The organism is Enterobacter cloacae complex sp. IR5450 (assembly GCF_049238665.1).
Classification (GTDB): domain Bacteria; phylum Pseudomonadota; class Gammaproteobacteria; order Enterobacterales; family Enterobacteriaceae; genus Enterobacter; species Enterobacter hormaechei_C.
In genome coordinates, this window is sequence record NZ_JBMKIC010000018.1 from 77,784 (window position 1) to 95,043 (window position 17,260).

General features: G+C 58.5%; 17 protein-coding genes and 1 pseudogene. 9 read left to right on the forward strand and 9 right to left on the reverse strand.

Annotated elements, in window-relative coordinates; all coding sequences use genetic code 11:
* Positions 1-31 precede the first annotated feature (31 nt).
* The 5 genes from uhpA to ACOTYB_RS14955 all read left to right on the forward strand — a co-directional run bounded on the left by uhpA (position 32) and on the right by ACOTYB_RS14955 (position 6,120).
* A complete protein-coding gene (gene uhpA / locus ACOTYB_RS14935) occupies positions 32-625 on the forward strand; it encodes a transcriptional regulator UhpA (protein ID WP_003861054.1) in 594 nt (197 codons plus the stop codon).
* The gene (gene uhpB, locus ACOTYB_RS14940; RefSeq protein ID WP_003861052.1) at positions 622-2,127 is read left to right on the forward strand and encodes a signal transduction histidine-protein kinase/phosphatase UhpB; all 1,506 of its coding nucleotides are present in this window, start codon (positions 622-624) and stop codon (positions 2,125-2,127) included. The genes uhpA and uhpB overlap by 4 nt, the downstream gene beginning before the upstream one ends.
* Positions 2,120-3,430: an MFS transporter gene (locus ACOTYB_RS14945; RefSeq protein ID WP_045342659.1), complete on the forward strand. Its 1,311-nt coding sequence runs from the start codon at positions 2,120-2,122 to the stop codon at positions 3,428-3,430. The genes uhpB and ACOTYB_RS14945 overlap by 8 nt, the downstream gene beginning before the upstream one ends.
* 132 nt (positions 3,431-3,562) lie before the next feature.
* Complete coding sequence (uhpT, locus tag ACOTYB_RS14950) at positions 3,563-4,954, forward strand: hexose-6-phosphate:phosphate antiporter (RefSeq protein WP_045342660.1); 1,392 nt, start codon at positions 3,563-3,565, stop codon at positions 4,952-4,954.
* A gap of 161 nt (positions 4,955-5,115) precedes the next feature.
* On the forward strand, positions 5,116-6,120 hold the full coding sequence (locus ACOTYB_RS14955) for an alpha/beta fold hydrolase (RefSeq protein WP_126524461.1): 1,005 nt from the start codon (positions 5,116-5,118) through the stop codon (positions 6,118-6,120).
* Here the strand turns inward: ACOTYB_RS14955 and ACOTYB_RS14960 are convergent.
* Complete coding sequence (locus ACOTYB_RS14960; RefSeq protein ID WP_126524462.1) at positions 6,108-7,010, reverse strand: LysR family transcriptional regulator; 903 nt, start codon at positions 7,008-7,010, stop codon at positions 6,108-6,110. The two genes, ACOTYB_RS14955 and ACOTYB_RS14960, sit on opposite strands and share 13 nt — an antisense overlap.
* A 99-nt stretch (positions 7,011-7,109) precedes the next feature.
* On the opposite strand from ACOTYB_RS14960, the gene ACOTYB_RS14965 reads away from it, so the two are divergent.
* The 3 genes from ACOTYB_RS14965 to nepI all read left to right on the forward strand — a co-directional run bounded on the left by ACOTYB_RS14965 (position 7,110) and on the right by nepI (position 9,443).
* Positions 7,110-7,562, forward strand: coding sequence for a DUF1198 domain-containing protein (locus ACOTYB_RS14965; protein ID WP_003861042.1), 453 nt, complete (start codon positions 7,110-7,112; stop codon positions 7,560-7,562).
* A 97-nt stretch (positions 7,563-7,659) separates the two neighbouring features.
* Positions 7,660-8,187, forward strand: coding sequence for an SRPBCC domain-containing protein (locus ACOTYB_RS14970; RefSeq protein ID WP_220153464.1), 528 nt, complete (start codon positions 7,660-7,662; stop codon positions 8,185-8,187).
* Between the two features lie 65 nt (positions 8,188-8,252).
* On the forward strand, positions 8,253-9,443 hold the full coding sequence (gene nepI / locus ACOTYB_RS14975; RefSeq protein ID WP_022650101.1) for a purine ribonucleoside efflux pump NepI: 1,191 nt from the start codon (positions 8,253-8,255) through the stop codon (positions 9,441-9,443).
* A gap of 48 nt (positions 9,444-9,491) precedes the next feature.
* On the opposite strand, the gene ACOTYB_RS14980 is transcribed toward nepI, so the two are convergent.
* The 6 genes and pseudogenes from ACOTYB_RS14980 to ACOTYB_RS15005 form a co-directional block, all read right to left on the reverse strand.
* On the reverse strand, positions 9,492-10,397 hold the full coding sequence (locus ACOTYB_RS14980) for an EamA family transporter (RefSeq protein WP_023315096.1): 906 nt from the start codon (positions 10,395-10,397) through the stop codon (positions 9,492-9,494).
* 144 nt (positions 10,398-10,541) lie between these two features.
* The gene (locus tag ACOTYB_RS14985) at positions 10,542-11,921 is read right to left on the reverse strand and encodes a carbohydrate porin (protein ID WP_022650103.1); all 1,380 of its coding nucleotides are present in this window, start codon (positions 11,919-11,921) and stop codon (positions 10,542-10,544) included.
* A 138-nt stretch (positions 11,922-12,059) separates the two neighbouring features.
* Positions 12,060-12,362: a PTS lactose/cellobiose transporter subunit IIA gene (locus ACOTYB_RS14990; protein ID WP_014168006.1), complete on the reverse strand. Its 303-nt coding sequence runs from the start codon at positions 12,360-12,362 to the stop codon at positions 12,060-12,062.
* A 5-nt stretch (positions 12,363-12,367) separates the two neighbouring features.
* A pseudogene (locus ACOTYB_RS14995) lies at positions 12,368-13,743 on the reverse strand (glycoside hydrolase family 1 protein).
* A gap of 16 nt (positions 13,744-13,759) precedes the next feature.
* On the reverse strand, positions 13,760-15,088 hold the full coding sequence (locus ACOTYB_RS15000; protein WP_003861036.1) for a PTS cellobiose transporter subunit IIC: 1,329 nt from the start codon (positions 15,086-15,088) through the stop codon (positions 13,760-13,762).
* Between the two features lie 11 nt (positions 15,089-15,099).
* A complete protein-coding gene (locus tag ACOTYB_RS15005) occupies positions 15,100-15,414 on the reverse strand; it encodes a PTS sugar transporter subunit IIB (protein WP_003861034.1) in 315 nt (104 codons plus the stop codon).
* Between the two features lie 293 nt (positions 15,415-15,707).
* Here ACOTYB_RS15005 and ACOTYB_RS15010 point away from each other — a divergent pair, with 293 nt between their 5' ends.
* Positions 15,708-16,658, forward strand: a complete 951-nt coding sequence (locus ACOTYB_RS15010) for a LacI family DNA-binding transcriptional regulator (protein WP_003861033.1) — start codon at positions 15,708-15,710, stop codon at positions 16,656-16,658.
* A gap of 48 nt (positions 16,659-16,706) precedes the next feature.
* On the opposite strand, the gene ACOTYB_RS15015 is transcribed toward ACOTYB_RS15010, so the two are convergent.
* Entirely contained in the window at positions 16,707-17,003 is a 297-nt protein-coding gene (locus ACOTYB_RS15015; RefSeq protein ID WP_047055118.1) for a YicS family protein, read from the reverse strand.
* Positions 17,004-17,193: 190 nt separating this feature from the next.
* Positions 17,194-17,260, reverse strand: a 67-nt coding sequence (locus tag ACOTYB_RS15020) for an IS1 family transposase (protein WP_421765773.1), incomplete at its 5' end; no start/stop codon positions are given.

The following is a 17,260-nucleotide window of genomic DNA, read 5'->3' on the forward strand; positions in this document are numbered from 1 at the left end:
CATCCGGCTTTTTCAGACCGCAGGAACACACATGACCACCATCGCCCTTATTGACGACCACCTTATCGTCCGCTCCGGCTTTGCCCAGCTTCTCAACCTCGAACCGGATTTCCAGGTCGTGGCCGAGTTTGGCTCCGGTCGCGAGGCGCTGGCGGGCCTGCCGGGGCGCGGGGTGCAGGTCTGTATCTGCGATATCTCAATGCCGGATCTCTCCGGGCTTGAGCTGTTAAGCCAGCTGCCGAAAGGAATGGCGACCATTATGCTCTCGGTCCACGACAGCCCGGCGCTGGTCGAGCAGGCGCTCAACGCGGGGGCGCGCGGGTTCCTCTCAAAACGCTGTAGCCCGGATGAGCTGATCGCCGCCGTGCGCACCGTCTCCACCGGCGGCTGCTACCTGACGCCGGATATCGCCATCAAGCTGGCGGCGGGACGGCAGGATCCACTCACCAGACGCGAGCGTCAGGTGGCAGAGAAACTTGCCCAGGGCATGTCGGTGAAAGAGATTGCCGTAGAGCTGGGATTGTCGCCAAAGACCGTTCACGTTCATCGCGCCAACCTGATGGAAAAACTCAACGTCAGTAACGATGTCGAGCTGGCGCGCCGTATGTTTGACAGCTGGCAATGAACTCCCTTTTTTCGCGGCTGATCGCCGTTGTCGCCAGCTTTTTTATCTTCTCCGCCGCGTGGTTCTGCCTGTGGAGTATCAGCCTGCATCTGGTGGAACGCCCGGAGCTGGCGGTGCTGCTGTTCCCCTTTGGCCTGCGTCTGGGGCTGATGCTGCAATGCCCGCGCGGCTACTGGCCGGTGCTGCTGGGCGCAGAGTGGCTGATGCTGATCTGGCTGGCGCAGGAAGTGGCGCTGGCGCATCTGCCGTTATTGATGACCGGAAGCCTGCTCACGCTTATCCCGGTCGCCCTCATTTCCCGCTATCGTCACCAGCGCGACTGGCGCACGCTGCTGCGTCAGGGGGCGGCGCTAATTGCCGCCGCGCTGTTGCAGTCCCTGCCGTGGGTGGGTGAAAAGGAGGTGCTTAACGCCCTGCTGCTGACCCTTACCGGCGGCCTGACGCTGGCCCCGACCTGCCTTGTGATCTGGCATTATCTTACAAGCACTGTCTGGCAGCCGCTCGGCCCGGCGCTGGTCTCCCAGCCGGTGAACTGGCGCGCCCGGCACCTGATCTGGTATCTGCTGCTGTTTGTGGTGAGCCTGTGGCTCCAGCTTGGTCTGCCCGCCGAGCTTTCACGCTTCACGCCGTTTTGTCTGGCGCTGCCGATCATCGCCCTTGCCTGGCACTACGGCTGGCAGGGCGCATTGATCGCCACGCTGATGAACGCCATCGCGCTGATTGCCAGCCAGACCTGGCACGATCATCCGGTAGATTTACTGCTTTCCCTGCTGGCCCAGAGCCTGACCGGGTTGCTGCTCGGCGCGGGCATACAGCGCCTGCGCGAGCTGAACCAGTCCCTGCAAAACGAGCTGGCGCGCAACCGCCGTCTGGCGGAGCGTCTGCTGGAGACGGAAGAGAGCGTGCGGCAAGAGGTTGCCCGCGAGCTGCACGACGACATCGGCCAAACCATCACCGCCATCCGTACCCAGGCGGGCATTGTTCAGCGCCTGGCGGCAGAAAACGCGGGCGTGAAGCAGGGCGGGGCGCATATCGAACAGCTTTCGCTGGGCGTCTATGATTCCGTTCGTCGCCTGTTAGGGCGGCTGCGCCCGCGCCAGCTTGACGATCTCTCCCTGGAGCAGGCGGTACGCTCCCTGATGCGCGAGATGGAGCTGGAAAGCCGCGGCATTGTCAGCCATCTCGACTGGCGAATTAACGAATCTGCGCTGAGCGAAGGCCAGCGCGTAACCCTGTTCCGCGTCTGTCAGGAGGGGCTGAACAATATCGTCAAACATGCCAGTGCCAGCGCGGTCACGATCCAGGGCTGGCAGCAGGACGAGCGCCTGATGCTGGTGATTGAAGACGACGGCTGCGGCCTGCCGCCGGGCTCCGGCCAGCAGGGCTTTGGCCTGGCGGGCATGCGCGAGCGCGTAAAGGCGCTTGGCGGCACGCTGAGCCTCTCCTGCACCCACGGGACGCGCGTCAGCGTCAGTTTGCCGTTAAGGACGCATCATGTTTAAAACCCCCGCCAGCGCCGCCCCGCTAAGCAACAAAGCGGAAATCGACTCCCGCTACCGCTACTGGCGTCGCCATATCCTGATTACCATCTGGCTCGGCTACGCGCTGTTCTACTTTACCCGCAAAAGCTTCAACGCCGCCGCGCCGGAGATCCTCGCGAGCGGCGTGATGACCCGCACCGATATCGGCCTGCTGGCGACGCTGTTTTATATCACCTACGGCCTGTCGAAGTTCTTCTCCGGCATCGTCAGCGATCGCTCCAACGCGCGTTATTTTATGGGCGTCGGGCTGATCGCCACCGGCGTGGTGAATATTCTGTTTGGCTTCTCCACCTCGCTCTGGGCCTTCGCCCTGCTGTGGGCGCTGAACGCCTTTTTCCAGGGCTGGGGCGCGCCGGTCTGCGCCCGCCTGCTGACCGCCTGGTACTCACGCAACGAGCGTGGCGGCTGGTGGGCGATATGGAACACCGCGCATAACGTCGGCGGGGCGCTGATCCCGATGGTGGTGGGTGCCGCGGCGCTGCACTACGGCTGGCGCGCGGGGATGATGATTGCCGGTGGCCTGGCGATTATTGCCGGGCTGTTCCTCTGCTGGCGCCTGCGCGACAGGCCGCAGACCGTCGGCCTTCCACCGGTGGGCGACTGGCGGCACGACGAGATGGAGATCGCCCAGCAGCAGGAAGGGGCCGGGCTGTCCCGCCAGGAGATCCTCACCAAATACGTGCTGAAAAACCCCTACATCTGGCTGCTGTCGCTCTGCTACGTGCTGGTCTACGTGGTGCGCGCGGCCATTAACGACTGGGGCAATCTGTACATGTCCGAGACGCTCGGCGTGGATCTGGTGACCGCCAACTCGGCGGTGACCATGTTTGAACTGGGCGGGTTTATCGGCGCGCTGGTGGCGGGCTGGGGCTCGGACAAGCTGTTCAACGGCAACCGCGGCCCGATGAACCTGATTTTTGCCGCCGGGATCTTGCTCTCCGTCGGCTCACTATGGTTGATGCCGTTCGCCAGCTACGTGATGCAGGCGGCGTGCTTCTTCACCATCGGATTTTTCGTCTTTGGCCCGCAGATGCTGATCGGCATGGCGGCGGCGGAGTGTTCCCACAAAGAGGCGGCCGGCGCGGCGACGGGCTTTGTCGGGCTGTTTGCCTATCTTGGCGCATCGCTCTCCGGCTGGCCGCTGGCGCGGGTGATCGACATCTGGCACTGGAGCGGGTTCTTCGCGGTGATCGCCATCGCGGCGGGCATCTCCGCCCTGCTTTTACTGCCGTTTTTGCACGCGCAGGCGCCGCGCGAAGCGTGACGCGCCTCACCTTTTGCTGCCGAGACGCGCAAAACTAAGAAATTTTCCCGGTTTCACCTGGACGCTGTCTCAGGCATCTCTCCTGGCTGGTTTTTACAATGCTGCAAAAATCAGCTCAGGAGTAAACCAACCATGCTGGCCTTCTTAAACCAGGTGCGCAAGCCGACCCTGGATCTGCCGCTCGACGTGCGGCGCAAGATGTGGTTCAAACCGTTCATGCAGTCTTATCTGGTGGTCTTCATCGGCTACCTGACCATGTATCTGATCCGCAAAAACTTTAACATCGCGCAGAACGACATGATCTCGACCTACGGGCTGAGCATGACCCAACTGGGGATGATTGGCCTGGGCTTTTCCATCACCTACGGCGTGGGGAAAACGGTTGTCTCGTACTATGCGGACGGCAAAAACACCAAGCAATTCCTGCCGTTTATGCTGATCCTCTCCGCCATCTGTATGCTCGGCTTCAGCGCCAGCATGGGCGCGGGGTCCGTTAGCCTGTTCCTGATGATCGCCTTCTACGCCCTGAGCGGTTTCTTCCAGAGTACCGGCGGGTCGTGCAGCTACTCCACCATTACCAAATGGACCCCGCGCCGCAAGCGTGGTTCCTACCTCGGCATGTGGAACATCTCCCACAACCTCGGCGGGGCGGGCGCGGCTGGCGTAGCGCTGTTCGGCGCAAACTACCTGTTCGACGGCCATGTGATCGGCATGTTTATCTTCCCGTCGATTATCGCCCTGATCGTCGGCTTTATCGGCCTTCGCTACGGCAGCGACTCCCCGGAATCGTACGGCCTCGGCAAAGCCGAAGAGCTGTTCGGCGAGGAGATCAGCGAAGAGGACAAAGAGACCGAAGAGAACGAGATGACCAAATGGCAGATCTTTGTTGAGTACGTGCTGAAAAACAAAGTGATTTGGCTGCTGTGCTTCTCGAACATCTTCCTGTACGTGGTGCGTATCGGTATCGACCAGTGGTCCACCGTGTATGCCTTCCAGGAGTTGAAGCTTTCTAAAGAGGTTGCGATTCAGGGCTTTACCCTGTTTGAAGTGGGCGCGCTGGTCGGCACGCTGCTGTGGGGCTGGCTCTCCGACCTCGCCAACGGCCGTCGTGCGCTGGTGGCCTGCGTCGCGCTGGCGCTGATTATCGCCACGCTCGGCGTTTACCAGCACGCCAGCAACCAGTACGTTTACCTGGCGTCCCTGTTCGCGCTCGGCTTCCTGGTGTTCGGTCCGCAGCTGCTGATCGGCGTGGCGGCGGTTGGCTTTGTCCCGAAAAAAGCGATCGGCGCCGCCGATGGGATTAAGGGCACCTTCGCCTACCTGATCGGCGACAGCTTCGCCAAGCTGGGCCTGGGGATGATCGCCGACGGCACGCCGATTTTCGGCCTCACCGGCTGGGCGGGCACCTTCGCGGCGCTGGATGCGGCAGCGATCGGCTGTATCGTCCTGATGGCGATGGTCGCGGTGCTGGAAGAACGTAAAATTCGCCGTGAGAATCGTGCGCAGAAATTAAAAGTAGCCTGAGTGTGCAGGTAACTTCTTTGCCCGGTGTGTGATGCCGGGCTTTTTTATTTGTACGCCACACCTTTACCCCGCTTTACACACTCACCCTTCTCCATGCTCTACAGTGTTTTTGCTGCCGCCTTTCGTGCAGCCTTAGCCCCTTTTGCTAACGGAGAGCTTGCATGTTAACCCGACGATTGTCCTGCCTGGCGCTGCTGATGGCGCTGGCCTCCCCCGCAATGGCCGCGAATGCACCTACCTACGGCGAGAAGCTGGAAGGTTTTGACTACGGCTGGCCGGTAAAACACTTTACCTTTACCTCGCAGAACCAGCCTCTGGATATGGCTTACCTGGACGTGAAGCCGGAAAAACCCAACGGCCGCACCGTGGTGCTGATGCACGGCAAAAACTTCTGCGCCGGTACCTGGGACGGCACGATCCGCGCGCTTTCAGCCAGCGGGTATCGCGTGATCGCACCCGACCAGATCGGCTTCTGCAAATCCACCAAGCCGGAGCATTATCAGTACACCTTCCAGCAGCTGGCGGATAACACCCACGCGCTGCTGAAAACGCTGGGCGTCGATCGCGTCACGGTTATCGGCCACTCGACCGGCGGCATGCTGGCGACCCGCTACGCGCTGATGTGGCCGCAGCAGGTGCAGCAGCTGGTGATGGTCAACCCGATAGGCCTGGAGGACTGGAAAGCGCGCGGCGTGCCGCATATTACGGTCGACCAGTGGTACCAGCGCGAGCTGAAAGTCAGCGCCGACGGCATTCGTCAGTACGAGAAAAACACCTACTACGCCGGGGAGTGGAAGCCGGAGTACGAGCGCTGGGTCACCATGCTTGCCGGGTTAAACAACGGGCCAGGCAAAGCGCGCGTGGCGTGGAACTCGGCGCTGCTCTACGACATGATTTATACCCAGCCGGTCGTCTATGAATTTAACGAGCTGAAGATGCCGGTATTATTGATGATCGGCACGAAGGACAACACCGCCATCGGGAAGGATCTCGTCCCGCCTGAGATCCGCAAAACGCTCGGCAACTATGCGGTGCTGGGAAAGGAGACGGCGAAGCGCATCCCGCACGCTACGCTGGTGGAATTTAACGACATGGGCCATGCGCCGCAGATGCAGGATCCTGAGCGCTTCCACGAGGCGCTGCTTAAGGGGCTTCAGGCCCGCTGACTGGTTTGCAGCAACAGCCCGCGCAGCCACGCCTGCGCGGGATTGCGGTGCGTTCTGCCGTGCCAGGCCATGCTCTTGGTAAAGCCTGGCACGGGAACTGGCGTCTCGCAGATGAACATCCCCGTCTGATTTTCCGCGATGCGTGACGGCACGACGGCAATCATATCGCTGAGGGCCAGCACGTCCGGCAGAACCAAAAAGTGGCTCACCGAGAGCCCCACGTGCCGCGTCCGGCCAGTTTTCTCCAGCGCGCTATCGGTTACCCCGCGAAAGCCGTCTCCCTCGTAAGAGACCAGCACATGCTCAAGGGCGCAAAATCGGTCTAACGTCATTGGCTCTCCGGCGTTTGGATGATCGGCGCGCATCATGCATACGTACCGTTCATCATAAAGCGCACGGCTGTGAAGCTCATCGGGCGTGGTGTGGGGGGTGATAAGCGCTACGTCAATTGCGCCCTGCTCAAGCTGGCTGACAAGGCTACCGGGGGTAACGGGCACCACGCGCACGCGTATGCCAGGCGCCTGTGTTTTAAGGGCGGCGATAAACGGCACAACAACCGCCCGAAGTGCATAATCCGTAGCGGCAAGAGTGAAGGTGAGGCGAGCGGTATTTGGGTCAAAGGCAACGGGCTGAAGCAGCACGTCGATATCCGCGAGAATGCGCTTCACCGGAGCGGCCAGCGCTTCCGCGCGCGTGGTTGGCACCATGCCGTGCGGGGCGCGGATAAAGAGCGGATCGTCGAAGTAGTCCCGCAGGCGGTTGAGCATGCCGCTCACGGCGGGCTGGGTCAGAGCAAGACGCGCCGCCGCGCGGGTGACGCTGCGTTCATCCAGCAGAGCGTCAAGCGTTTTCAGCAGGTTTAGATCCAGCGTGCGCAGATCCGCTTTCATGATGTTTTGCTACCTCTTTTCCGTTCACTATTATGGCGCTGCCCGCTGTCGACGCGTTGCGTTTCCCGCTATGATGGGCGGCTAGTCTAAGGAGAACGCATGGTCTGGATAATGCTGGCAACGCTTGCCGTGGTGTTTGTAGTTGGGTTTCGTGTCCTGACCTCGGATTCCCGCCGCGCCATCAAACGCTTGAGCGAACGGCTGGGTATCACCCCGATGCCGGTAGAATCGATGATCGACCAGTTCGGTAAAACGCCGGGCAATGAGTTTATCCGCTACCTTGAGCGCCCAGACGAAGCGCACCTGCAAAACGCCGCCCAGGTCCTGCTTATCTGGCAGGTCTGCATCGTCGACGGTAGCGAAGAGAATCTGCATACCTGGCACCGCATGCTGCGTAAAGCCCGCCTGGCCGCACCGATCACCGATGCGCAAATCCGCCTCGCGCTCGGCTTCATGCGCGAGATAGAGCCCGATCCGCAGGAGCTTGACGCCTTCCAGCTGCGCTATAACCAGCTTTTCCTCCCGGAAGAGGGCGTGTTTTATCTGCACTGATATCACGAAACGTGATGAAGAGTATAAAGCATCGTCATTAGATTTATATCTGCCGCAGGCGCACCATCACTTCATCCACTCGCTGATGAGGTGAACCATGAAACAATCCGCCATTATCTGGCCAAACGACTACCTGCCAGGCACAACCGATAACTTTGCATCCAACGAAATCATCGTCGCCGGGCTGAGCGCAAAAGAGATTTGGGCGCAGCTTAACGACACTACCCTGTGGCCGAACTACTACAGTAACGCCGAAGATATTCGTTTTCACGACGGCAGCGGTCCGGAACTGAGCGCCAACGCCCGCTTCCGCTTTACGACCTTTGGCTTCCCGGTTGAGGCGCAGGTCACGGAGTATGTTCCGCCCGTTGACGGCGAAGCCGCACGGATCGCCTGGCACGGCTGGGTGGAGGGCGATGCCAGCTCGCGTCTGGATGTGATCCACGCCTGGCTGTTTGAAGACTTGCCGGGAAACCGCGTCCGTATTCTGACTCAGGAGTCGCAGAAAGGCGTTCCTGCACAGGAACTTGCTCGCACCGTGCCGAATCCGATGATCAACGGGCACGAGGAGTGGATCGTTGGGCTGGCGAATGCAGCGATGCAAGAAAAGTTGTCGAAACGTTAAATTCGTCACACTTTTGATGATAAACTGCGCGACTTTTCCGCACGTTTTTATCTTCAGGTGATGCCATGACAGAACATATCCAGCCCACAACCAGACCGCAGACCAAAGAGGTGTCGCGCCCCAACTGGTCGGCGGTTTTCTCCGTGGCGTTCTGCGTCGCCTGCCTGATCACCGTCGAGTTTCTACCGGTGAGCCTGCTGACGCCGATGGCGCAGGATCTGGGCATTTCCGAGGGCGTGGCGGGGCAGTCCGTTACCGTCACCGCGTTTGTGGCGATGTTCGCCAGCCTGTTTATCACTCAGGCGATCGGCACCATTGACCGTCGTAAAGTGGTCATTCTGTTCAGCGTGCTGCTGACGCTCTCCTGCCTGCTGGTCTCTTTCGCTGAAAGCTTCACCCTGCTGCTGCTGGGTCGCGCCTGCCTGGGGCTGGGGTTAGGCGGCTTCTGGGCGATGTCCGCCTCGCTGACCATGCGCCTGGTGCCCGCGCGGACGGTGCCAAAAGCGCTTTCCGTTATCTTCGGTGCGGTCTCTATCGCGCTGGTGATTGCCGCGCCGCTGGGCAGCTTCCTCGGCGGGATTATCGGCTGGCGTAACGTGTTCAACGCGGCGGCGGTGATGGGCGTGTTGTGCATTATCTGGGTGTGGAAAGCGCTGCCGTCCCTGCCGGGGGAAGCGGCGCACCACAAACAGAACATGTTCGCGCTGCTGAAACGTCCGGGCGTGCTGGCGGGGATGACCGCCATCTTCATGGCCTTTGCCGGGCAGTTTGCTTTCTTCACCTATATCCGCCCGGTGTATATGACCATGGCGGGCTTTGACGTGGACGGCCTGACGCTGGTGCTCCTGAGCTTCGGTATCGCCAGTTTTGTCGGCACCTCACTGTCGTCTCAGTTCCTGAAGCGCTCCCTGAAGGTGGCGCTGGCGGGTGCCCCGCTGGTGCTGGCGATCAGCGCCGCGGTGCTGGTGTTGTGGGGTAGCGATAAGTGGGTGGCTTCGGCGATCGCGATTATCTGGGGCTTTGCCTTTGCGCTGGTGCCGGTGGGCTGGTCGACGTGGATCACCCGCTCGCTTGCCGATCAGGCGGAAAAAGCCGGGTCGATTCAGGTAGCGGTGATCCAGCTGGCGAACACCTGCGGCGCGGCGGTGGGCGGCGTAGCGCTCGACCATCTGGGGCTGACGTCACCGCTGGTGATTTCCGGCACGCTGATGCTGCTGACGGCGCTGCTGGTGGCGGGGAAGGTTAAGGCGAAGTAGTGCTTTTCTCCCTCTCCCGTGGGAGAGGGTTGGGGTGAGGGCATCAGGCTACGCCGATGCCTTAACCCTTCTGCGTGAATCCATCGAAATCAACACCACCGACGACACAATCAACAGCGTCCCCAGCCAGTCCGGCAGGGTGAATGCCACCCCCAGCAACACCACCGACAGCAGCGCGCTGCTCAGCGGTTCGGCGCAGCTCAGAATGCTCGCTTTCGGCCCGCCGATCATCTGTGCGCCTTTCAGATACAGGCTGAACGTCAGCGCGGTGCCAATCACCACCAGGTAGAAAAACGCCAGCAGCAGGCCGCCGTCGATCACGAAGGTGGTGCCGCGTCCGGCGTAGAACGGCGTCAGCATTAATCCCGCAATCAACATACTCCAGCCGACAATCGGCAGCGTGCCGTAGCGGGCTATAAGCGTTGATGGATAGGTGGTGTAAAACGCCGCGGCAAACGCTGAGGCGATACCGAAGAACAGCGCGGCAGGCGAGATGGAGAGCGACGTCGGGTCGCCGTGGGTGACCAGCAGGAAGGTACCCACAAGCGACGTGAAAATCGCGGATAAGACAAATATGCCGGGACGCGTTTTCCGCGCCAGCGCAAACCATGCCACGATAATGGTCGGCGACAGAAACTGGAGCACGGTGGCCGTCGCAGCGTTGGATTTTTCAATCGTCAGCAGGAAGGTGAGCTGCACGGTGAGCGCGCCAACCAGCGAGAAAAACAGCAGGCTGAGGGCGTCTTTGCGGTTTTTGATGACCGAGAAAATCTTGTCGCCGTGAACGAAGGAGAGCGTCAACAGGATCACGCCGGTAAACAGCAGACGAACCATGGTCAGGTAAGGCGAAGAAATGTGGCTTTTCTCCATGATGTACTGCGCGCAAACCCCGGAACTGCCCCATAAAACGGCGGCGATCAGGACGTTGAGCATCCCTTTGCGTGTGGAACCCATGTTCTCCCCTGTTATGTTGTCGTTAATTCGGTCAACAGCATAGCATGGTTGTGTGCGGCCTGATGCCCTCACCCCGGCCCTCTCCCACGGGGAGAGGGAGCGAACACTAAAAACGGCAACTTTCGTTGCCGTTTTGCTTTTACTTTAGAACCACGCCTCCCACATCGCGCCGACGTTGAAGTCGTCCAGCGTCTCATCTTTGGTGTTGTTCACGCGCGCGGTGCGTTCGTTATCCACCTTGCCGCCGGTCACGTAGAAGCGCAGCATCGGGCGGAACTCCGGCCCCATGGCGATAGACATGTTCTGCGACAGGGTCAACTTCCAGCCCTTGTTGTCGCCGCCGTTGTCGTAATCCACGTGTTGCCAGCCCGCTTCCAGCCAGGTGGAGTGAACGTCGTTCCACCAGTGCATCGGGCGCACGATGGCATTGTAGTTCTTGCGGTTGTCGGTCTTATCGCGGCTATTGTCGTAATCGTGGAAGGCGAGGATGTACTCCACCTGCGTCGCCTGGGTGAATTTGTACAGCCCTTCGAAGCTGGCGTAGACCGTGGTCAGGTCTTCGGTTTTATTGAACACGCTGTTGTCCGAATTATCGGAGTAGCGGGCGATCACCTTGTTCACGCCGCTGTCGTTTGTGTGGCTCAGCACCACGCCACCCTGCCAGGCGTTAAGACGCTCGTCGCTCTCTACCGCTTTTGAATCAAAGCCGTAGTTGGCGTACAGCTCCAGATCCAGCGGACCGAGCTTCATGCCGTGGATTTTAGAGGTGGCCGCGTAGTTGCCCTTGTCGCCCGTGCCGGACCCGCCGGTACAGGTGATGCGTGACGGGTTCGCTTCGTCTTCCATCACTTCCGGGCTACAGGATTCCACTGCCGCCACGGCAGCGACGTCAAACTGCACGCCGCCGATATCGAAGTTCTTCACCCCGGCGCCCTGGCCGTCGTGGTTCATCCAGAAGTAATCGTTGATACCCTGCTGCGGACGCTGGTGGAAGTCGCGACCGGCCCAGAAATAGGCGTTCGGGTTGGAGGCCATAATGTTGGTCACCCCCGCGTAGGCCTTTTTCAGGTTAACTTCGTCGCCCCAGTGGTCGATCATCACGTTGATGTCCCAGATGGCGCCGTTTTCGCCCTTGAAAGCTTTGGAGAGCTGGAACTCGCCGCCGTTGCCTTCGTTACCCAGACGACCGATCGCGGACGCGCCGTTGTAGGAGCCATCGACAGCCACGTATTTCTGATCGGCAGCCTGGAAGTGCGCGCCGTAGCGGGCGTAGCCGGTAAATTTAACCCCGAACGGGATCGCCATATCCGGGGATTGCGCCGCGCTCTGCGGCTCGGTCACCACGTCCGCTTTTTTCGCGACCGCCGCATCCATTTTAGCCTGACGCTCGGCCAGGGCTTTATCCACCGCTTTCGCCACAATGGCGTCGATTTGCTCCTGAGTGAATTCCTGAGCGAGGACGGAAATTGGGCAAAGCGCGGCGATAACCGCCATGGTTAATGGAAGTTTTTTAATCGTATTCATGGTTATCTCAATATAGTTTAATTTTATTCAGACAATAACCATCCCGCTCCGATCTGACAGAATATGTCGCTATCATCAGAACAAGTGGATTTCTAGTTTTAGGTACAGAGGTATTACATTAAATTATTTCGCCATAGACTATCTCTGATATAAATGAATAATCTCTTCAGATAATTCACGCGCTAATAGCGAATTCATTAAATGATCCTGCGCGTGCACCATAATTAAGGTCATCGGCTGGCGGGCTTCGCCCGCGTCCTGCTCAATCAGTTTGGTCTGCATCTTGTGCGCCTGGCGCGCGTAGCCGTCGGCTTCGCGCAGCAGGCTTTTGGCCTCGTCAAGGTTGCCCTGGCGCGCCGCGTGCAGGGCTTCAAAGCACAGGCTGCGGGACTGCCCGGCGTTGACGATAATTTCCATTACGGCTTCTTCTAGTGCGATCATTATCTTTACTCTTTATCAAAACTATTATTTAAGGCGGTGGCGGCAAACCACTCTCCGCTTTTTTTAATGGTGCGCTGCTGCGTCTCTACATCGAGCTGAATAAACCGTAGCGGTTTTTATACGCATTACACCACGACCAGTTATCAATAAACGTCCACATATGGTAGCCAAGGCAATTGCAGCCTTCGCTAATACCTTTGTGCAGCCACGATAAATGCTCAGAAATAAAATCAATGCGGTATTGATCGTTAATCTGGCCGTTTTCAATAAAGCGCTGCTCATTTTCGACACCCATGCCGTTTTCCGAAATAAAGCAGCGGGGGTTGCCGTAATGGTCGCGCAGGTTAACCAGAATATCGTAAATACCCGGCTCGTAGATTTCCCAGCCGCGGTACGGGTTCATCTTGCGGCCCGGCATCTCGTAGCTATCAAAGAACCACTCCGGCATAAACGGCGCCTGCGGGTTCACCGCGCTGTCGCGACACTTCACGCGACGCGGCTGATAGTAGTTAATGCCGAGCAGGTCGATTTTCCCTTCCGCAATCAGGAAACCGTCTTCCGGCTTGCAGGCGGGCAGCTGGTCGTAAGATTTCAGCAGCGCCACCAGATCCGCCGGGTATTCGCCGCGCAGGACCGGGTCGAGGAAGCTGCGGTTAAACATTAGATCCGCAACGTGCGCCGCCTTCACGTCTGCCGGGTTCCGGGAGCGCGGGTAAGACGGCGTCAGGTTCAGCACGATGCCGATCTCCCCCGCGTAGTGCCCGGCGCGGTAGGCCTGAACCGCCTTCGCATGGGCCAGCACGGTGTGATACGCCACGGTGGCTGCCCGACGAAAATCCACTACGTTGGGGTAGTGGAAGTCATACAGATAACCGCCTTCCACCGGCACGATCGGCTCGTTGAAGGTAAACCAGTGCAGCACGCGGTCGCCGAACAGCTCGAAGCATATCTGCGCATAGCGGGCGTAAGCGTCCACCACGTCGCGGTTTTCCCATCCGCCGATTTCCTGCATCGCCATCGGCATGTCGAAATGGAACAAGGTGATAAACGGCGTGATGCCCTGTTCATTCAGCTCATCAATAACCTGATTGTAAAAATCGACCGCGTCCGGGTTCACTTCACCGATACCGTCGGGGATCAGGCGCGCCCAGCTAATCGAGGTACGAAAGCTGTTGTGGTTCAGCTGCTTTAACAGCTGAATGTCCGTTTTCCAGTGCTGATAAAACGTGGAGGTGTGCTGCGGCCCCACGCCGTTGTGAAAACGGTTCGGCTCGCGGGCAAACCAGTAGTCCCACGTGGTTTCACCCTCTCGTGTCCCTTCCGTCTGGAGAGCGGAGCTTGCGCTGCCCCACCAGAAGTTATCGGGAAATGCGTATTTCATGACCCTTCCTCTTTGCTTAATTGCTTGTGGCTTCAGCGGCACCCACGGTTGCAGCCTGGGCTTTCTGCTCTTCGTTTTTAATCAGCGTACGCTCATAGGCGCGCAGGAACGGCAGGTACATCAGGGCGGACATCACCATGCAGACCAGGCACATCACCACCGGGCTCAGCGCCCAGTTCGCCGCCCACGAGGCGCCAATCGGCGCGGGCGTGGTCCAAGGGGTTAACGAAACCACCTGAGCCAGCCAGCCGAGTTTAGTTGCGCCGTACGCCAGGCAGGCGTTGACCAGCGGAACGAACACGAACGGGATAAACAGCATCGGGTTCATGATGATCGGCGCGCCGAACAGAATCGGTTCGTTGATGTTAAAGAAGCTTGGCACAACGCCCATTTTGCCGATGGTGCGCAGATGGGTAACGCGGCTACGCAGCAGGAGGAACGCCAGCGGCAGGGTCGAGCCTACGCCGCCAATCAGCAGGTAGTGATCCCAGAAACCTTGCAGATAAACGTGCGGCAGCGCCGCGCCCGCCGCCAGCGCCGCCTGGTTTGCCGAGAGGTTCGCCATCCAGAACGGGTTCATGATGCCGGTGACAATCAGCGAGCCGTGGATACCCGCGAACCAGAAGATCTGGCACAGCAGCACGGAGAGCAGAATCGCGGGCAGGGAGTCAGACGCCGACACCAGCGGCTCCAGCAGGTGCATAATCGCCTGCGGGATGATCATCCCGGTCTGCGCTTCAATGAACAGGTTCAGCGGGTGCAGCGTTCCGATCACCACCATCACCGGGATCAGGATCTCAAACGAACGCGCCACGCCGGTCGGCACCTCTTTCGGCAAGCGGATGGTGACGTTGTTCTGCTTCAGCCACGCGTACACGCGAGTGGAGTAGATCGCGGTGATAAGCGCAGTGAAGATCCCCTGGCCGGAGAGATACTGGGTCGAAATTTTGCCATCGGCATAGGGTGCTGCGACCAGCAGGAAGGCCATAAAGGCCAGCAGGCCGGACATCACCGGATCGAGGTTAAACTGACGCCCCAGGCTCGCCCCAATCCCCACCGAGATGAAGAAGGTCATCACGCCCATGCTGAGGTTAAAGGGCAGCATCAGCTGTTCGCGGTAGGTCTCGGAGAAATCCAGCCAGCCGCGGGCGAAGCTGTTGGTGGTATCCGCCGAAAACGGCGGGAAGATAAACACCAGCATAAACGAGCCGATGATCATGAACGGCAGCGCGGCGGTAAAGCCGTCGCGGATGGCAATCACATACTTTTGCTGACCCAGCTTCGCGGCCAGCGGGGTAATTGATTGCTCAATGACCGCGACCATAGATTGATATAACGAACTCATGTGAACACCTTTTAGTGTGCCGCTTCGATAAGCGACAGAGCATAGTCCAGTACTTTATCGCCACGCTGCATGCCGTAATCCATCATGTCGATGGGCTGCACCGGAATGCCTTGCGTCGCTGCCTTGTCTGAGAGTGTCTTTAACATGTATTTCACTTGCGGTCCGAGAAGCACCACCTGATAGTGCGGAAACTGCGTATCAAATTCGGATACGCCATACGCATCTATCTTCACGGGTAAGCCCCGTTCTTTTGCAACATCGATCATTTTGCTGACCAGCAGGCTGGTGGACATCCCGGCAGAGCAGCACAGCATAATCTTGAACATCGACAACCATCCTCAAAATGTAAAAAGTTATTGCGAGGATGATTGGACATGATACGGAAACCGGTTTCCATTTATAAAAGACAGAAGTGTGACAACCATCAAGATCCCTTACTTATGAGGCTAATTAACCGGATGTGGGTCACATAATTTGGCTGTTTTGGCATCAAATTGAGTGGAAACGGAAAATCGGTTTCCATGGAAAACGGAAACGGATATACTCCGTTCTGGCTATAATGTGAGCCGTAGCGGTGATGGAAATTACAGACGCCAGTTGCGTCTGACAGGGGAGAGAGATGTCTACAATCAACGATGTATCGCGTCTGGCCGGGGTGTCCAAAGCCACGGTATCACGGGTGTTGAGCGGGTCGCGTGGCGTTAAAGAAGCCAGCCGCCAGGCTGTTCTGAAAGCGGTGGACGAGCTGAACTATCGTCCCAACGTGATCGCCCAGTCGCTGCTGAGCCAGTCGACGGGCTGCATTGGGGTGATTTGCGCGCAGGAAAACATTAACCAGACCACCGGTTACCTGTACGCGCTGGAAAAACACCTCAGCCAGCATCAAAAACATCTGCTGCTGCGTTTCGCACACACGAAAACAGAAGTGATGAACGCCCTTGAAGAACTCTCCTGCGGCTTATGTGATGACATTCTGGTGATTGGCGCGCGTTTCCCGCTGGACGTGGACATGGACAACGTGATTCTGGTCGACTGTATGGAAGCCGATAACGCCAACAGCATTCAGTTCGATCACGCGTTCGCGGCTGAAACGGCCTGCAACTATCTCACCAGCCAGGGGCGTCGCCAGATAGCGCTCATCCACCCGCACGGCAGCGGCTTTGCCGATCAGGTGCTGTTGGGTTATAAACATGCGCTGGAGAAAAACTTCCTGCCCTTTAATCGCAACCTCGTGTTTATGGACGCAACTTCATCGTCCGTTGCGCTTCAGGAATTACTCAACAACGCGTCCACGCTGAACTTCAACGCGCTGCTGGTGGCGGATGAGCAGGAAGCCCAGCGGGTGATCCCGCAGTTACAGGCGTTTAATAAATCGGTACCGGAAGACATCATGGTCTTTAGCCTCGGCGGTTCGCTGCATCTGCCGGGTATTCCGGTGATCCCGGCCATTGAGTATTCCATGGACGCCATGGCGGCGCGCATCGTGAGCTGGCTGACAGAGAAAACGCAGATGCTCGGGTCCTACGTTCTGCGCGGGGATTTGATTATTCCGGATGTGCGGAAGCGTTAAACGTGTGATGTAGGCCGGGTAAGCGCGGCGCCACCCGGCGCTCAACCCTCAGTAATCTTCCATACAATCCACCTGACTGACTGCATCCCAGTAGGCGTCCAGGTTGTCACGCTTCACGGCGGTGATGGCGTTTTTGATCAGCAGCTGATTGGCCTCAGACGACAAAATCATCGCCTGCCAGGCCTTATCGCTCTGCTTTTTCTGCGGGGTACAGGTTTTCTTTACATCTTTCATGACCTGCTGTTTTATCTGGGCCTCTTTCTCCGGAGCGCTCTTCTCCTGCGCGTGAACAAACGCAGCGAAAATCAGGCAAACGAGCAGGCAAACCAGGTGTGCAGATTTCATCGAAACCTCCTTTGAAAGTCACATGCTTCCCCTGAAATATATCGTTACATTCATCAACGCGATTCAAGCCAAAAGTATGAATTTACGCATTCTGCGTCTAAGACCCGACTGCCAACGCAATACAGTAGCTCAACAGTTACAACAGGTAGGTTTTCGGAGAATCCTTCAATGTCTTGGTAATGACTCCAACTTACTGATAGTGTTTTATGTTCAGATAATGCCCGATGACCTTGTCATGCAGCTCCAGCGATTTTGAG

Excerpts from the sequence above, each read along its gene's own strand:
- uhpA (WP_003861054.1), top strand. The coding sequence starts at position 32 with ATGACCACCATCGCCCTTATTGACGACCACCTTATCGTCCGCTCCGGC.
- uhpB (WP_003861052.1), top strand. The coding sequence starts at position 622 with ATGAACTCCCTTTTTTCGCGGCTGATCGCCGTTGTCGCCAGCTTTTTT.
- ACOTYB_RS14945 (WP_045342659.1), top strand. The coding sequence starts at position 2,120 with ATGTTTAAAACCCCCGCCAGCGCCGCCCCGCTAAGCAACAAAGCGGAA.
- uhpT (WP_045342660.1), top strand. The coding sequence starts at position 3,563 with ATGCTGGCCTTCTTAAACCAGGTGCGCAAGCCGACCCTGGATCTGCCG.
- ACOTYB_RS14955 (WP_126524461.1), top strand. The coding sequence starts at position 5,116 with ATGTTAACCCGACGATTGTCCTGCCTGGCGCTGCTGATGGCGCTGGCC.
- ACOTYB_RS14960 (WP_126524462.1), bottom strand. The coding sequence starts at position 7,010 with ATGAAAGCGGATCTGCGCACGCTGGATCTAAACCTGCTGAAAACGCTT.
- ACOTYB_RS14965 (WP_003861042.1), top strand. The coding sequence starts at position 7,110 with ATGGTCTGGATAATGCTGGCAACGCTTGCCGTGGTGTTTGTAGTTGGG.
- ACOTYB_RS14970 (WP_220153464.1), top strand. The coding sequence starts at position 7,660 with ATGAAACAATCCGCCATTATCTGGCCAAACGACTACCTGCCAGGCACA.
- nepI (WP_022650101.1), top strand. The coding sequence starts at position 8,253 with ATGACAGAACATATCCAGCCCACAACCAGACCGCAGACCAAAGAGGTG.
- ACOTYB_RS14980 (WP_023315096.1), bottom strand. The coding sequence starts at position 10,397 with ATGGGTTCCACACGCAAAGGGATGCTCAACGTCCTGATCGCCGCCGTT.
- ACOTYB_RS14985 (WP_022650103.1), bottom strand. The coding sequence starts at position 11,921 with ATGAATACGATTAAAAAACTTCCATTAACCATGGCGGTTATCGCCGCG.
- ACOTYB_RS14990 (WP_014168006.1), bottom strand. The coding sequence starts at position 12,362 with ATGATCGCACTAGAAGAAGCCGTAATGGAAATTATCGTCAACGCCGGG.
- ACOTYB_RS15000 (WP_003861036.1), bottom strand. The coding sequence starts at position 15,088 with ATGAGTTCGTTATATCAATCTATGGTCGCGGTCATTGAGCAATCAATT.
- ACOTYB_RS15005 (WP_003861034.1), bottom strand. The coding sequence starts at position 15,414 with ATGTTCAAGATTATGCTGTGCTGCTCTGCCGGGATGTCCACCAGCCTG.
- ACOTYB_RS15010 (WP_003861033.1), top strand. The coding sequence starts at position 15,708 with ATGTCTACAATCAACGATGTATCGCGTCTGGCCGGGGTGTCCAAAGCC.
- ACOTYB_RS15015 (WP_047055118.1), bottom strand. The coding sequence starts at position 17,003 with ATGAAATCTGCACACCTGGTTTGCCTGCTCGTTTGCCTGATTTTCGCT.